15 protein-coding genes are annotated in these 15,615 nt (G+C 68.8%); 3 read left to right on the top strand and 12 right to left on the bottom strand.

Features of this window, described 5'->3' with window-relative positions; genetic code table 11:
• Nucleotides 1-103: 103 nt before the first annotated feature.
• Entirely contained in the window at nt 104-1,582 is a 1,479-nt protein-coding gene (locus GWK61_RS22195; protein ID WP_194910981.1) for an MFS transporter, read from the top strand.
• Between the two features lie 262 nt (nt 1,583-1,844).
• Here GWK61_RS22195 and GWK61_RS22190 read toward each other — a convergent pair whose 3' ends face one another.
• Nucleotides 1,845-2,057, bottom strand: coding sequence for a winged helix-turn-helix transcriptional regulator (locus GWK61_RS22190; RefSeq protein ID WP_194910979.1), 213 nt, complete (start codon nt 2,055-2,057; stop codon nt 1,845-1,847).
• Between GWK61_RS22190 and GWK61_RS22185 the strand changes: the two genes are divergently transcribed.
• Complete coding sequence (locus GWK61_RS22185) at nt 2,056-2,625, top strand: SDR family NAD(P)-dependent oxidoreductase (protein ID WP_194910978.1); 570 nt, start codon at nt 2,056-2,058, stop codon at nt 2,623-2,625. The two genes, GWK61_RS22190 and GWK61_RS22185, sit on opposite strands and share 2 nt — an antisense overlap.
• Nucleotides 2,626-2,826: 201 nt before the next feature.
• Here GWK61_RS22185 and GWK61_RS22180 read toward each other — a convergent pair whose 3' ends face one another.
• The gene (locus GWK61_RS22180; RefSeq protein ID WP_228562737.1) at nt 2,827-3,735 is read right to left on the bottom strand and encodes a ketopantoate reductase family protein; all 909 of its coding nucleotides are present in this window, start codon (nt 3,733-3,735) and stop codon (nt 2,827-2,829) included.
• A gap of 460 nt (nt 3,736-4,195) precedes the next feature.
• On the opposite strand from GWK61_RS22180, the gene GWK61_RS22175 reads away from it, so the two are divergent.
• Nucleotides 4,196-4,345 carry a hypothetical protein gene (locus GWK61_RS22175; protein WP_194910976.1) on the top strand — a complete coding sequence of 50 codons (150 nt, stop codon included), beginning with the start codon at nt 4,196-4,198 and terminating at the stop codon, nt 4,343-4,345.
• A gap of 595 nt (nt 4,346-4,940) precedes the next feature.
• Here the strand turns inward: GWK61_RS22175 and GWK61_RS22170 are convergent.
• Genes GWK61_RS22170 through GWK61_RS22125 form a run of 10 tightly spaced genes read right to left on the bottom strand, consistent with a single transcriptional unit; the run spans nt 4,941 to nt 15,555 of the window.
• Nucleotides 4,941-6,527 (bottom strand): GH39 family glycosyl hydrolase, encoded by a 1,587-nt coding sequence (locus GWK61_RS22170; RefSeq protein ID WP_323747696.1) that lies wholly within the window; start codon nt 6,525-6,527, stop codon nt 4,941-4,943.
• A gap of 2 nt (nt 6,528-6,529) precedes the next feature.
• A complete protein-coding gene (locus GWK61_RS22165; RefSeq protein WP_194910975.1) occupies nt 6,530-7,171 on the bottom strand; it encodes an SDR family NAD(P)-dependent oxidoreductase in 642 nt (213 codons plus the stop codon).
• A 3-nt stretch (nt 7,172-7,174) separates the two neighbouring features.
• Nucleotides 7,175-8,038 carry a fumarylacetoacetate hydrolase family protein gene (locus GWK61_RS22160; RefSeq protein WP_194910974.1) on the bottom strand — a complete coding sequence of 288 codons (864 nt, stop codon included), beginning with the start codon at nt 8,036-8,038 and terminating at the stop codon, nt 7,175-7,177.
• A 21-nt stretch (nt 8,039-8,059) separates the two neighbouring features.
• A complete protein-coding gene (locus GWK61_RS22155; protein ID WP_323747695.1) occupies nt 8,060-8,959 on the bottom strand; it encodes an aldo/keto reductase in 900 nt (299 codons plus the stop codon).
• A gap of 32 nt (nt 8,960-8,991) precedes the next feature.
• On the bottom strand, nt 8,992-9,762 hold the full coding sequence (locus tag GWK61_RS22150) for an amidohydrolase family protein (protein WP_194910972.1): 771 nt from the start codon (nt 9,760-9,762) through the stop codon (nt 8,992-8,994).
• Entirely contained in the window at nt 9,759-10,550 is a 792-nt protein-coding gene (locus GWK61_RS22145; RefSeq protein WP_194910971.1) for an RraA family protein, read from the bottom strand. Before GWK61_RS22145 ends, GWK61_RS22150 begins: the two co-directional genes overlap by 4 nt.
• Nucleotides 10,550-12,508 (bottom strand): DUF8034 domain-containing protein, encoded by a 1,959-nt coding sequence (locus GWK61_RS22140; protein ID WP_194910969.1) that lies wholly within the window; start codon nt 12,506-12,508, stop codon nt 10,550-10,552. The genes GWK61_RS22145 and GWK61_RS22140 overlap by 1 nt, the downstream gene beginning before the upstream one ends.
• Entirely contained in the window at nt 12,505-13,335 is an 831-nt protein-coding gene (locus GWK61_RS22135; RefSeq protein ID WP_323747694.1) for a carbohydrate ABC transporter permease, read from the bottom strand. The genes GWK61_RS22140 and GWK61_RS22135 overlap by 4 nt, the downstream gene beginning before the upstream one ends.
• A complete protein-coding gene (locus GWK61_RS22130; protein WP_194910967.1) occupies nt 13,332-14,288 on the bottom strand; it encodes a carbohydrate ABC transporter permease in 957 nt (318 codons plus the stop codon). The genes GWK61_RS22135 and GWK61_RS22130 overlap by 4 nt, the downstream gene beginning before the upstream one ends.
• Nucleotides 14,275-15,555 carry an ABC transporter substrate-binding protein gene (locus tag GWK61_RS22125; RefSeq protein ID WP_194910965.1) on the bottom strand — a complete coding sequence of 427 codons (1,281 nt, stop codon included), beginning with the start codon at nt 15,553-15,555 and terminating at the stop codon, nt 14,275-14,277. Before GWK61_RS22125 ends, GWK61_RS22130 begins: the two co-directional genes overlap by 14 nt.
• Between the last annotated feature and the right edge of the window lie 60 nt (nt 15,556-15,615).

Here is a 15,615-nt window from a genome sequence, read left to right as displayed (position 1 = left end):
GCTCCGTCTCCTCGATCCGAGTCAGTTGGGTAACACTACCAACTAATGCTAGCATCCTGAAAGTGAGTAGGAAAAGACAACTCGCTCGACTGGGAGAAGCTTCATGACAATCCAGGACAGGTCTGTCGGCCGTCCGGAGCCGCAGCCCGCGATCGTGGCCGCCGCCGGCGCCGCCGAGGAGCAGCGCTTCCATCCGCATCCGACGCTCGTGCTGCTGCTGGGCAGCTTCGGTGTGTTCTTGGTGTTCCTAGACGGAACGATCGTGAACATCGCCTTCGAGACGATCAGCCACAGCTTCCACACCACCACCGGCCGCCTTTCCTGGGTGCTGAACGCTTACAGCCTGGTGTTCGCGGCGATGCTCATCCCGGCCGGACGGATCGCCGACCGGTATGGGCGCAAGCGCATGTTCATTACCGGGCTTGCTGGATTCGCCGTAATGAGCGCGTTGTGCGGCATCGCCGGGGACCCCAATGTGCTGATCGCCGGGCGAGCCCTGCAGGCGGCTTTCGCAGCCCTGGTCGTGCCGACGTCCCTGGCTTTGATCCTGCCCGAATTCCCGGGCATCCGCCGTCACGTGGCAGTCGGCACCTGGGGGGCGATGGGCGCGGCGGCGGCCGCCACGGGCCCGACGATCGGCGCGCTGCTGATCGAGTACGCCTCCTGGCGCTGGATCTTCCTGGTCAACGTGCCGATCGCGGCGCTGGTCATCGTCTTCGGCTCGCGCATCCTGCACGAGGCGCGCGAGCCGAAGTCCTCAGGCATGCCCGACCCGCTCGGCATCCTCCTGGTCGCCGCCATACCTGCGGCGCTGAGCTACTCGATCGTCGAGGGACCCACCCGAGGCTGGTCCGATCCGGCGATCGTCGTCGGCTTCGTGCTCGCTGCGGTTCTTCTTCCGCTCTTCCTGTGGCGGACCGCGCGGGCCTCCGATCCGGTGATGGACCTCGGCCTCTTCCGCGACCGGCAGTTCAGCTTGGTCAACGTGGCCACCACGCTGTTCGCGACCGCGTTTTACGGGATGCTGCTGAGCAACGTCGTCTTCCTGCAGACCGTCTGGCACTACTCTGTGCTGCGCGCCGCGCTGGCCAGCGCTCCCGGGCCCATACTGGTGGCGCTGCTGGCCCGTACCACCAGCAAACTCGCCGGACGGATCGGGCACCGGCCAGTATTGATCACGGGCGCCGTCCTGTGGGCATCGGGTGCCGTCGGCTACGCGCTGTGGACCGGCACAAAGCCGGAGTGGTGGGCTCACTGGCTGATATTCAACCTGTTGGTCGGCCTGGGCATCAGCATGTCGTTGCCGGTCCAGTCCGCCGCGTCCGTCTCGACGCTTCCGCCCGCCCGCTACGCCCTGGGCTCGGCCATTAACACGAGCTTCCGACAGCTCGGCGCCGTCCTCGGCATCAGCTTGTTCGTCGCGGTCCTCGGCACCCCGGCGCCCAGCAAGGTGCTGCAGTCCTTCCAGCACGGCTGGTGGCTGTTCGCCGCCCTGAGCCTGGCTAGCGGTGCGATACTGCTGCTCCCGGGTTTCAGGCGGAAGGATTCGTCGGCCACTCCGTCGGCCTCCGGCCGCCGCTGACCGCAAAGGATCCGGTCAGCGCGGCGTGCGGGAGAGAAAACCTCAGCCGCGCTGAATAAGCCGAGTCAGTTGTTCCCATCGTGCGCGGACTCACGCGACAGGTCGGCCGCCAGCTTCAACTCGAGGCTGCCGCGGCCGACCGTTTCTCCGCACACGATGCATCGCAGAGCGGCCAAGACAGAGCGGCCAAGACAGTGCCGCCGCAGCCAGCGTGCAGCGTCAGGCGGGGCGGCCCGTCGGGTCCGCGGTGGTACCGATGGCCTCACCCCATAAATGTGATTGGCAAGGGTGTCAGCTCTGGCCCCGTATCGGTGAGTATGTACTCGAGCCACCCGGGGCGTTCCGGGTCCGGTCGGCGGGCGAGGATCCCCTCGTCGCACAACCTGCACAGCCAGGTGGCGAACACCTCGATGGCGATACCCAGGCTCTTCTGGAAGTCGCCGAACCACCGCAGTCCGACGACGGCACCGCGCATGATCCGCAGCGTGCAGCGCTCGCCCATCACTTCCATGAAAGTCCACCCGACCGGCGAGGCCGGAAGCGGCACGACCGGACTGCGGTTGGAGCACGTCTATCGCGTTCGGGCGATCATGCACCGCGAGGACGCGCACTCGCTCGCGCCCGCCGAGGCCGGTGCCGAGGCTTCGCCGAGTGGCGGAAAACGTGCGGCCTATTTACCGACCGGCCCGGTTCGAATCGACCACCACGAGATCGCCTCCGCGATATCGGGAGCGCTTGGCATGCCGGCGCGCTACGAGCCGATCAGCGTCGAAGAGTTCTCTGCGGAGATGCTCGAGCGCGAAGCCCTCGAGCATCTCCTCCAGCACCTCGGCATTCTCACCGTCGACTACTGCAACGGCGTGGTCGCACGCCCCGGCCTCGCCGGGCGCGTGGCCCTGATCACCGCAGCGACCGGCGGCATCGGCCTGCAGATCGCGACGAGACTCGCCACGGCCAGGGCCGAGCTGATCATCTCGGCGCGGAACCCGGCCAGGACCGAAGCGGTCGTCAAGGCGATCATCTCAGCCGTCCCCGGTACCTAAGTGGAGGCCCCGCACCTCCACGTCGCCTCACGCCGGTTGACCGAACAGTTCGCCGCTGACCTGCTCCGCCGCCCCGCACGCATCCACACGGAAGCCGTTCAGGTCGACTACGGACGGCGCGGCGGCCCGCATTCTTCGCAGGGTGAGTCAGGATCTGGCCGGTCTGACGTTCTCAAGGCTCTCTTAAGAGCTCTGCGGCCGCTAAGCCGCCGCCACACGGGCGTTGTGCGTGCGGAGCGCGAAAGCGGCAGCCTCGATGCGCGGGACGGAGACCTTCAGCTCACGCGCCCGGACAATCAAGTCACCGAGCACCGCCTCGACCTCCGTGACCTGACCAGCGAGCAGGCTGCGCGAGAGCGAGGAGGTGATGGGAGCGCCGCTCGCCGTGGCCATCGCTTTAGTCACGGCCAGGCCCTCCTCGCTCACCGGGAATCCGGCCGCATGCGCCACGGATGACGTCTCGGCGAGAACGTCCTCGGCGAACGCGACGCCGTCGGCAACCGCTGCGGCCTCGCCGATCGTGCCGCGGGCGAGGGAAGTGATAGCGCCAATGGTGGCGATGAAGACCCACTTCAACCACATCGCCGCTGTTATGTCCGCGGGGACGGTGACCGTGAAACCGGGGATCGAGAGGGCTTCGACGATCGCCTTGACGCGCTCGGTCGAGGCGCCGGACAGCTCGCCGACCTCGATGCCGCCACCCGGAAACAGCTGACGGATCGCGCCGTCCCCATCGAGCTGCGCGCCGATCGTCAGCGTGGCGCCGACCACGGCCGGGCCGAAAGCTCGGGTGAGCGTGTCGCTGTGATTGATGCCGTTGAGGAACGGCAACACGACGGTGTCCGGGCCGACGGCGGCCTTGAAGTCTTCGATGGCCGCGGGCAGCGCCTGCCCTTTCACACTGACCAGCACCAGGTCGTAGGCCGACTGGGGCAACGGCGCCGTCACCACGCGGACGTCGATGACCTCCGTACGATCTCTGTCGACGATGCGCAGGCCGTCCCGGCTCAGCTCAGCGGCTCGGCGGGACCGGACCAGGAAGTCCACCTCGCGGCCGGCCTCGGTCAGCCGACCGCCGACGAACCCGCCGACGGCTCCTGCGCCGACCATCAGAATCCTCATGTACGTACGTCTCCGTCGTCGTCTGGGTTCGGCCGCGTTCGGCCTCCGATAAAAGGTGGTTGAATTATACTACCATCTGGTTGAAAACATCTACCACTTGCATCCGGGCGCCGGCCGTGGGGTTCAATAGCCCTACTGAAGCGTTGAGCTGGAGTTTTGCTGCGCTGTCGTATTCGTTGATACCGCTCCACCTCACCGGTGGCCTCGTCGATCTCAGCAGTCCCGGACCAGCGTCAGATCTCGGGGTCCTGCATGGGTCCGACCCACCGCCCAAGATCGGCGTCCCAGCGGGGCCACAGGCAGGACCGGGCTTCCGGGGCAACGGCTGCCGCCAGCTGCACCCGCAGGGCGCGGCTCATACGGCTGGCCTTCACGACGCCGTTCCAAAGCGGGACGGGAGAGCCGAGTGGGGCACCCGGCACACCAGCCCGGTGCCGGAGGCGGCACGATGCGGACGCTACACTCCGGGTGCGGCGGCGAACTGAACGTCGCCGGCACGTGCGACACCTGCGGGAAGACCGTCGGGCGTGAAGACGAAGCCTGGCTCCTGCCGTGGCTGTCCCAGGAACCGGTCCGGCTGGCGATGCCCACCGGGTAGCGACCCGGCGGCCGATCGGCCGCCGAGCACGCCACCGGTCTCCCCTGGGCGGCAAAGCCAGCCAGAACTACCGCGCCGCTCTCCGGCCCTGACCAGGTCACTCGTCGACACCGACGGGTTCGATGAGTGCGGACGCGGTGGTGAGCGCAAGTCCGTGCAGCCCGTCGACCCCGATACCCGCCGGGCCCTGACGCCGTCGTGAGGCACATCGAAGTGGACCGGCGAGCAGGCCGGGACCGACGCCGACCGAGGTCACCAGCACCCGGTCCACGCGCGGGCCCAACTTGACTTCACACTCCGAATGATCCCGCGCGGCTCTTCGCATCCTGACACCGGGCTAGCCAGAGTTTCCAATGATCGTGCTCCTCGCTCAGCGTTTCAGCTGGTCAGTGATTCGCGGGAGCGTTTTTCGTCTAAGCCCTAACGCGGTTGGCGCCCAGCGCCAGAGGTCGAAGATGTCGTGGCGTCGGGGCTGGTCGCTGACGAGTTCGGTCTGGAGCGCGATGTCATCGGGTACGGCGCTTTACGCCAGTCCGAGGGCAACGCCGAGCCAGGCGCCTCGGTGTCTGAGCACCGACCGAGCCGGCATCCAAGATCACGCCACTATCGTGCGGCTACTCGTGAGCAGAGCAATAGCCCAAGGTTGCAGCCGCGCATCTACCCTGAGCACACCATCGCCAGAAACGAAATACTCTGTCAGGTGGCCACGCTCGGCGCTCGCGCGGATCGCGGCGACGTCGGCGATTGACGGGTTGCGGCTCCGGCCGCGACGGGTCCACTCCGCCATCGCCCAGCCGTTTTCGGCGTCGACTACCTCGATCGAATAGCGTGTGCCGGGGATCAGCCCCGCAATCCGCAGCCGCATCGCGTGCGGCTCCCCTGTAGCCAAAGTGCGGTCGGCAACCGCACGCGTGTCGAACGACGCGGGAACGCTCAGCGCGACCTCGTGCGGGTAGTGAACGGCCAACGCCGCGATGTCGGTACCACGACGCGTCACCACGAGGCCCTCCTCGCGGTGGACAAGCCGGTCGCCCAGCGCGTGCAACATGCGATAGGCGTGCATCGTCGGTTTGGGTATACCGTCCTGGCTGAGCATTCCGAACCCGCCGTGAAACGGATCGCGGCCGCCTCCCTCCTCCTCGAAGACGTCGGTGAAGGTCCAGTAGGCGAGGCTGTCGACGAGACCGATGGATGCGAGCACCGAGCGGACCACGAACGCGGCAGCTTGCGGATAGTCGTGGGTGAAGTCCCGCGAACTGGAACTCGAGCTCCACTCGGTGAGGTGGATCTCGGCGTCCGGGTACGGGCCGGTCTCGACGATCTCACGCACCCGCCGCAGATCGGTCGGGGTGGCTTCGACACCGCGGGTGAGCTTGTGGCCGTTACCGTGTCCGTCCAGCGCCCAGTCAGTCGGATAGGGATGGCACGAAACGAAGTCGACCGGCAGCCGGTTCTCGACGCAGAACTGCAGGAACTCCTCCAGCCACACCGGCTGCCAGTCGAGAGAGTCGAGTGTTGAAGCCGTGAGCACCGTCTCGTGCTGGGTGGTGTCCTCGGTTTCGCCGTCGAAGCGTGCATCGGGCACGAAGTTGCTCGTCGCCGGACCACCGACCCGGAGCTCGGCGTCCACTGACTTCACCGCCTCTACCGTCACCCGATACAGCTCGAAGTACTCACTGCGCGTACCGCGGAAGAACGGGCTGAGGTTCGGCTCGTTCCACACCTCGAAGTACCAAGCGCGCACCTCGTCGATCCCATAGCGCCCCACCCAGTGCTCCACGGTGGCGCGTACGAGTGCGGCCCACTTCGCGTAGTCGGTCGGTGGTGCTCCGTTGGCACCCCACCAGAAGACGGTCGCGGTCTCGCGGGCGAGCTCCGGCGGGGAGAAGCCGAACTCGACGAACGGCCGCATCCCAGTGGCGAGGATCGCGTCGAATAGAAGGTCGATGTAGTGGAAGGACGGTGCCACGACACCGTCGATTTCGCGGTAGACGAACATGTCGCCGTGGAACAGGCCGTGAAAGCGGACGTAGTCGAAGCCGCCCAACCGGTGTGCAGAGGCCAGGTGCCCCTGCCAGTCGGCACGCAACCCTTCATTGGCGCGGCCGGCGCCGACGACACGGCTCCAGTAATGGTCAAGCGGCACGTGCGGTGCGCTGGCGAGATCAAGCTCTAGTTCCACATTCAGCTCCCTGGCCGCAGACGCAGCGAGTGCATGCCGCCGTCGACATGCAGTACGACGCAAGTGGTCGACCCGCTGAGAGGACTAGCCAGGAAAGCGATCGCAGCGGCGATCTCCTCGGCGCTCACCAGTCGGCCGTGGGGCTGGCGGGCCTCGAGAGCAGCGCGCTCAGCAACCGGATCACTCGCCGAGTCGAGCAACTGCGCCACCCAAGGGGGGCCAGCCGTACCCGGAGCGACCGCGTTGACGCGGATTCCCTCGCGCAGGTGGTCGGCCGCCAGGGCGAGGGTCAGCGCGTGCACCGCACCCTTGCTCGCTGAATACAGCGCCCGCTGAGGCAGGCCCGCCGTCGCCGCAATCGACGAGGTGTTGACGATCGCCGCGTGCGCGGAGGCCCGCAGGCTCGGCAGGGCCGCCCGCGTGACCCGGGCAATCCCGAGCACGTTGACGTCAAGGACGCGGAGCCACTCGGCGTCGGGATTCGCAGCGACGTCGCCTTGCGCGCCGACGCCGGCGTTGTTGACCAGGATGTCGATCCCGCCGAGCGCGTCGGCGACCGCGGCGACCGCGGTGTCGACCGACTCTGCGCCGGCCACGTCGCAGCGCACCGCCACCGCGCGCAGTCCGTCGAATTCCGGCGCCATCGCTCAGACCTCCGCGCCGCGGCCGGCTCGGCGCACTATGCGGTGACGCTGCCGTCCGAGTCCCTGGATCTCGACCTCCACCGTGTCGCCGTCGGCGAGGTAGGGGAACCTGCCGGACAAGGCCACGCCCTCGGGCGTGCCCGTGATGACGAGGTCGCCCGGCTCCTGCTCCATGTACTGGCTCAGATCGTGGATCAGCTCCCCGACGCCGAAGATCATGTCGCGCGTCGAGGAATCCTGCCGTGCCTGGCCGTTGACGAGGCTGCGCAGCCGCAGGTCGCGGTGATCGAGCTCGTCGGGCGTCACGAGCACGGGACCGGTCGGCGTGAACCCTCGCAGCGACTTGCCCTTGCTCCACTGGCCGCCGGAGATCTCCAACTGGTAAGTGCGCTCGGAGAGGTCGTCGACGAGCACAAACCCGGCGACGCGGGTCAGCGCCTCCTGCGGAGAGTCCAGGTACGCGGCGGTCGCGCCGATGACCACCCCGAGCTCGACCTCCCAGTCCGTCTTGACCGATTCCTCCGGGATCTCCACGTCGTCGTCGGGACCCCCGACCGTGTTCGGCCTCTTCAGGAAGACCACCGGATGCTCAGGGGGTTGCGCTCCCGACTCCGCCACGTGCGCGACGTAGTTGAGGCCGATGCAGATGACCGCGCCGGGGCGAGCGATGGGTGCAGCGACCCGCCGGCCCGCGATGTCGATGAGTGGCAGGCTTCCGGCGGCAAGCGCCGCGCGGACCCGGTCCGGTCCCCCGTCCCAGAACGCTCCGTCGATGTCCGCAGCGACCGGCCGCAGGTCGTGGTGGGCGCCGCCATGCTCGACGACGGGGATCTCGTTGCCGGGCGCGCCTATGCGCATGAGTCTCATGGGTCTCCAGGTGGTTCGGGGTCATGCGGGGATGAGGCCGAGGGCGACGAGCTCGCTCCACAGGCCGTCCAGCGGAAGTGGGTCCAGCGCCATACGCGCGTTCGCGCGGATCTGCCCGGCGTCGTCGGCACCGACGACGACGCACGCCACCAGCGGATCGCGGGCCGCGTAGGCGAGCGCCGCATGCGGCAGCGTCGTTCCCGCCGCGGTCGCGGCATCGGCGAGCCGGCGCGCGCGGGCCAGCAACTCCTGGGGAGCGGCGCCGTACTCATACCGTGCGTCCGACGTGGGATGGTCCCGCGCGAGCATCCCGCTGTTGAACACGCCGGCGTTGAGCACTGAGATGCCGACCGCGCGCGCGGCGGGGATCACCTCCGTGAGAGCGGGCTGCTCGAGGAGGGTGTAGCGACCGGCGATCATGAGCGCGTCCAGCTCGGTGCGAGCCGCGAAGGCGGCGAGCGCCCCGAGGTCGCCGGTGCCGACGCCGATGGCGTCGACGACGCCCTCCTCGCGCAGTCGCACCAGCGCCGGGAGCCCGGTGTTGAGCGCCTCGTCGAGATGTTCCTGCGGGTCGTGCAGGAGCGCCACGTCGAGCCTGTCGAGGTCCAGCCTCAGCAGCGACTCCTCGACGCTGCGGCGGATGCCGGCTTCGCTGAAGTCCCACTGTCGGACCAGCCGGCCGTCGCGGCCGGCCCTGAGCAACCGACCGACCTTGGAGCTGATCACGTAGTCGGTCCGCGCCCGCGGGCGCAGCGCGGCGCCGAGGCGTCGCTCGGCCAGGCCGAGCCCGTAGTGCGGAGCGGTGTCGAAGTAGCGGATGCCGGCGTCCCAGGCCGCGTCGACGATGGACGTCGCACGGTCCTGGTCCAGGCTCTGGTAGAGGTCGCCGAGCTGGGCCGTTCCGAGGCCTAGCGCCGTCACGCGGACCCCCGACGAGCCAAGTTCGCGCGATTTCACGAGGCCAGCCCGTAGCTGTCCACGGCCGTTCCGGCGAGCACCTCGCGCCGCTCGGTTTCCGACAGCGCGTCCAGGAGCGCGACCAGGGCGCCGAGTTCGGCCTCGAGCGGTGCGCGCAGGCTCGACACCGGCCAGTCAGAGCCGATCATGAGCCGGTCGGGCCCCATCGTGTCAAGTGCGATGTCCAGCCTGGCCGGGGTGACGCCGTCCCCGGACAGCTTCATCCGCACGTTCGGGTATGGAGTCAGGGCGCGCATCCGCGCCGGCCAAGACGCCCCGGCCCCGTCCGGGTCGCCGAGATGGTCGACGACGATCGTCAAGTCCGGGTGGTCGGCGGCGCAGGCGAGGACGTCGTCGAGATCGCGGCCGGCGACGAGCAGTTCGAGCGCCAGCCCCGAGGCGGCGTAGCGGGCGATCCCCGCACGCACCCGGGGCCGGCGCAGCCACCCGCGTTCCTCGGAGACCACGGAGTGGCGGATGCCGACGAGCCCGGCGAGGTCTGCGCCGCCGATGTCGCCGGCGAGGTCCGCCCAGCCGACGACTCCGCGGACGAGCGGGGTCCGCGCACACGCCGCGACCAGGCGGGCCGTCTCGACTCCGGACTGCTCGGCTGTGACCACGACGATCCCGTCGACGCCGCACCGCGCAGCGGTGGCGGCGTATTCCGCGATCCCGACCGGCCGCCGGATCGCGGCGGTGCGATCGCCGGCCAGCCAGGGCGCGTCGGCGACCTCGGCGCCCCAGACGTGGACGTGGCTGTCGATCATCGCGCGGGCAGCTCCACCTGGCTGTCGCGCCACTGTTCGTACTCGGCGCGGCTGTTCGGGCTGAGCGGGTAGTAGTCGGACAACCGGGCGCCCTGCTCGAGCCGCATGCGGCTGAAGGACTCCCAGTCTTCGTGGTCCTCGGCGTCCTGGACGAGTTCCAGCGCCTTGCCGGCCGGGACGATGACGGCTCCGTCGTCGTCGGCGACGACCACGTCGCCGGGCAGGCAGAGTACGCCGCCCGCGGCGACCGGCACGTCGTACGCCCAGGGGAACAGCTCGGTCTGGGACGCGTAGTGGGGGGTGGTGCCGGTGCACCAGATCGGGACGCCCAGCTGGCGGACCCGGGCGGCATCGCGGATCCGGCCGTCGACGACGATCCCGGCGCCGCCGCGGCGTTTGAAGTAGCGCACGAGCATGTCGCCGAAGCAGCCGGTGAAGGGGCTGCCCCACGCCTGCACGACCAGCACGTCGCCGGGCTGCACCGTCTCCAGAACCGCCCAGAGGGCCGTGTCGCGCTCGACGTACTCTTGGCCCAGACCGCTGGCGACGTCCTCACGCTGCGGCATGAACTGCAGCGTGAGAGCCGATCCGACGACACGGCTGCCGGTCTCCAGCGCGACCGGCCCCCGGATCGCCGTCCGGGTGACGCCCATGCCGTGGAGTTTCGCGCAGGCGGTCGCGGCGCTGATCGGGTGCATGCGGGCGATGATGTCGGCGTCTGCCCGGGTGAAGGGCTCGCCCCGCACCGGCAGCGGCCACACCGTCGAGGTCGAGTTCTCGGTTTCCATCAGTTGTCTCCCCGGTTTCCAGTGCGAGTGAAGTTGGTGTGGGCCGGCGTGTGGGCGCGCCGAGTGATCTGGAGTCGCATCGAAATGCGGTGCAGCGGCGGAAGCGAGACCACGAGCCGGGATGTCCCGATCGGGGTGCTCGCCGGACGTGTCCCCGGGTCGGGGATCCTGTAGTCGCGCGAGTCGTCGGGATCGCCGGTGTCCGTCTCGTCGAAGTCGGCCCGGTCGATGCGGTCCTCGCCGAAAGCTCCGGCCTGGACCACGACCTCCCGCGGGGAGCCCGCGTCGAGGTTGACGAGTTCGAGGCGCACACCCTCGGCGTCGGCCTCGCGGACCAGCGCGGCCACCCCGTCGGGCAGGCCGGGACGGCCGCGCAGCCCGTCGCCGAACGTGACCCGGGCCAGGGCGAGACCGCCGTTGTAGAGCGCGGGCGGCGCGCCGGTGACGAGGTGGGTGAGCACCTCGGTGACGACCGGATTGAGCCGCTGCCACCAGTGGATGTCATCGTCCGGAGGCCCGTACGGCGTCGCCCGCATCAGGGCCAGGCGCCTGGCCACCTGGCCGAGCGCGAGCCGGAGGCCGTCCTCGGGGTAGCCGGGATTGCGGCCGAGCAGGAACGACACCCACGGTGCCTCGTGCCCCTGCTCCTCCTTGTCGTGGAACCACTTCGTCTCGCGCCAGTCGAAGCCGGCGTCCTTCTCCAGCGATTCCAGCCGCCCCAGATCGCTCCGCGCCGACGTCAGCCACCACAGCCACACCGGGTAGATGAGCGGGACCGGGTGCAGGTCGAACCAGCCGTCAGTGCCGTGGCGGTAGGGGACGACCCGTACCGGTGTGCCGGGCGGGACGCCCATCTTCTGCGCCCAGCCCCAGTCCAGGACCTCGGCCGCGTCGGTACGCACGACGCCCCGGGCGATGACGGTGTCCAGGGGGACCCGCGCGAGGTCGAGTCCGGCGACGCCTCCGGTCACCAGGGTCTCGTTGACCGCGGCGATCATGGCGGCGGCCTCGACCGAATGGAGCCCGTGCGGCCAGGCCCAGCCGTAGTGGCCGCCATACCAGCGGCCCTGGTGGAGCTCGCCGACGGTCCCGGAGGGTCCGACGTTGTCAGGGATCAGGCCTTCGTTCGCGGCGGCGCGTTCGCGCCAGGCGTCGACATACTCGAGGACCCATTCCCCGAGCTGGGGGTCGTGGTCGTAGAGCCACGCGTTGGTCACCAGCGAGGTGGCGGCGAGGTTGATCGCGGTGTCGCCCCGGCCGAGGCGCTCCTGCATGGCGTCGCCCATGCGCTGCGCGTTCTCCTCCGAGAACAAGTCCTCCCATTCGGTGATGCCGGGGACGTCGTCGAGCGGCAGCCCGTAGGGCTTCATACCGGTCTGACGCGCGCTGTACCGCGTCCACTCGGTGCCGAGCCCGGGCCGCGGGCCGCCCGATCCGGTGTGCGGCGCCACGATGATCCGTGCGGCGGGGTCGTAGTTGCCCCGAGCCGGGTCAGCGTAAAGGCGCGCGAACCGCAGCGCCCGCTCGCGAAAAGCTGCGTCGTCCGGATCGGCGGCGCACAGGGCGTAGAAGAAATTCAGTGACTCGCCCTGGTGGAACCAGTCGTAACCGACCTCGTACTCGTCGCGGACAAAGCCGAACTCAGTCATCTGCGCGGTCACGCCGGCCCAGTGCTTCTTGGCCGCCGGGAGGAGGTCGTCGGCTCCGCCGAGCCGATAGAGCAAGGGCCAGTTGAAGAACGGCTCGTAAAAGTCGTCGACGCCGTCCCGGTGATGCATGCGCCCGCCGTACGTCAAGCGCCCGTCGGGACCGCAGTATGTCGCCTCGAACTCGCGCCACGCCTCATCAAGGAGAGCGAACAGGCGGCGTTCGAGGACCGCCCATAGCGGGGTCTCCCGGACCGGCACCGTCGCCTCGATGCGCGGCGGGGTGTCCCCGGCATCGTCCATCGTGCTCATCCCTTGATCGCCCCCGAGGTCAGGCCACCGATGATGCGCCGCTGCATGAGCACGTAGAACACGATCACGGGCGCCGTGGCGAGCAGCATGTTGGGATACACCACCGTGTAGTCGGTGGACAGGCGGCTGATGGCCGCGTACACCCCGGTCGTGACGGTGTAGACACCGGACTGTGGGCCGAGGATGAACTGCGGGTTCACGAAGTCTGTCCACACTCCGACCGAGTTCAGGACCATCGCGGTCGCCACGACGGGGCGCATGAGCGGGAAGATCACGCGCCAGAAGGTGCCGTAGCGGCTCGCGCCGTCGATCTTCGCGGCCTCGTCCAGCTCCCGGGGCACCGTCTGCACGAACGCAACGAACAGGAACACCGTGGTGGGGACCGTCAGGGTCGTCTCGAACAGCAGGAAGCCCGGAATCGTCCCCATCAGCCCCAGCACCTTGAGCACGTAGATCACCGGGATGACCAGGGTCTGGCTCGGGATGAACAGGCCGGCCAGCAGCACGAGCATGACGATCCGGTGGTACCGCCTGGTCCCGCGGGCGATGGCGTACGACGCGGGGCCGACAACCAGCAGGTTCAGGACATTGATCGCCACGACGAACAGCAGCGTCACGCCATACGCGGCGACGACGTTGAAGTCCGGCGAGGTCAGCGCGCTGCCGACGTACTTCAGCGAGAACCCGTGCGTGGGCCAGCCGAAGGGCTCGGTCGTGATGTCGTGCTGCGATTTGAAGGCGTTGGTCACCATCAAGAACAGCGGACCGACCATGGCCAGGACCAGGACCAGAACGGCGAGGACGCGTCCCACAACGCGGGCGCTCACGCGGCCACCGCCTGTTCGGCGCGCCGGCGGGCCGCGGTGATCCCGACCGTCGCGGCGATGATGGCGACCATCAGCACGATCGACTGGGCCGCGCCATAGCCGAGCTGGGTGTTGTCGAACGACGAGGTGAGGATGTTGTACACGAAGCTCTGCGTCTGCCCCGCGGGGCCGCCCGCGGTCAGGGCGAGGATCAGCTCGTAGACCCGCAGCAACCCGATGACGACCAGGACCACGTTCACGGTCACGGTCGGAGCGAGCATGGGGAGCTTGACGCGCCAGAACGTCTGCCACGCCGAGGCGCCGTCGATCTTCGCGGCCTCGACGACCATGTCCGGCACCGTCTGCAGGCCGGCCAGGTACAGCACCACGTTCACGCCGAAGCTGGACCACACGATCACGCAGATCACCGTCGCGGTCGCCCACGTCGGGTCCGACAGGAACGGGAGCGCGTGCCGCGCACCGAGGACGGCGTTCACCGCTCCGTTCGTGCCCAGGATGGAGGACCACAGGAAGCCCAGGATGACCGCGCCGACGACGTAGGGGTAGAACACGAGCACGCGCAGCAGGGCGTTGAGCCGTGTGTTGCGGTTCAGCAGCAGCGCGACCCCCAGCCCCAGCACGTTGCACGCGACGGTGCCGACGACCGTGATGAGCAGTGTCACGAACGCCGCGTGCCGGACGGCCGGGTCATGCGTGAGGCGGATGTAGTTGTGGAACCCGACCATGTGCGGCGGCGTCGTGAAGCCGTCCCAGTCGGTGAAGCTGAGGTATCCCGCAATCCCGATAGGCACGACGATGAGGCCGAGGACGAGGATCAGCGGCGGGGCCATCATCGCCAGGTCCGTCAGCGTCTCGCGGCGCCGCGCGCGGCCGCGTCCGCCAGGCCGCGGCCGCGCGCCGACCGCCGTGGAGGCGGCGGCCGACGCGACGGTCACATCTTTACTGATCGGCATTGGCGTCCCACCACGAGTCAAGCGCCGCGGTCGCCTGATCAGCCGTCTTACCCGTGTAGAGCGACTGCACGATCGTGTCGAGCTGGTTGCCGAAGCCGGTATTCACCCCCGGTCCGCCGGTGCCGCCGACCGTTCCGGGCGAACTGTCGACGATCTGGCCGACGGCCCCGTCCAGCGTGCTGCCCGGGTAGCTGTACCCCGGCCGGAAATTGCCCTCCGACTTGAGCGATGCCAGGACCGTCGTCTTGTCGCTCACCAGGTACTGCACGAGGGCGAGGTCCAGGGCCTGCTTCTTGGAGGACTTCAGGATCGAGTAGGGCTGGGCCGGGCCGCCCATCTGCTTCGGCGTGGAGCCGTCGACCGTCGGCGTGGGGAACACCCCCACCTCGAACGGCAGGTTCTTCGCCGAGTCGACGCTCGCGTCGAACCAGTTGCCCATGACGTACATCCCCGACTTGCCGGCGAGGAAGTTGTCGATGGAGTCCTGGTACTTCTCACCCAGCGAGTTCTTCGGGATCGCCCCGCTGGCGATCCACCCCGCGTAGGCCTTGAGATAGGTGGCGTAGGGGCTGTTCGCGAAGGTCGCCTTCTTAGCGTTGCGCTCGGTGTACCAGTTCGAGTCGCCGCCGAGGAGGGCCGGGTTGGCCATCATCGCGAACTGCGCCCCGGTAACCCACTCCCCCGCCGTCTGCAGCCCGGTGTATCCGGCCGCCTGCAGTTTGCCGAGGTCTGCCGTGAATTCGTCCAGCGACTTCGGCGGGTCGGCGATCCCGGCCTTCTGGAACGCCGTCTTGTTGTAGTAGACGAGCGACTGGTTCTGTTCCCCAGTGGCGACCTGCCAGATCTTGCCGCCCACCTTGGTGGCGTCCGACAGCGGGGTCTGCGTGACCCACGGGGCATCGGGGAACGCCGTCATCTGCGGAGCGACCACCAGGTCGAGGTTGCTCGCGACGATGTCGGGGGCCGAGCCCGACACGAGCTCCTGCTGGAGCGTGGACTGGACGTCCTTGCCGGAGGGCGACTCTATGGTGACCGTGACGCCGGGGTGGCTCTGGACGAACGGGGCCACCAGGCCCTCGTAGTACGACTTGGTCAGCACCGGGGTGATATTGGCCAGGATACGGATGTTGCCGGTCAAACCACCGCCGCTCGAAGAAGGCGAGGCACTGGAAGAAGCCGAGGACGAGCACCCGGCCAGAGCCAGGGCGGAAACGGCGACGAGTCCGGCTGCGACAGCGATGTTCGCCGTGCGCGCACTGCGATTCACGAGTCCTCCTGAACGGGAATCAAAATCGGCTATCGATAGTCGATGGCGAGATGTTAACCG

This window comes from Catenulispora rubra (assembly GCF_015356825.1).
Lineage (GTDB): Bacteria > Actinomycetota > Actinomycetes > Streptomycetales > Catenulisporaceae > Catenulispora > Catenulispora rubra.
This window is presented reverse-complemented; position numbering and strand designations above follow the sequence as displayed.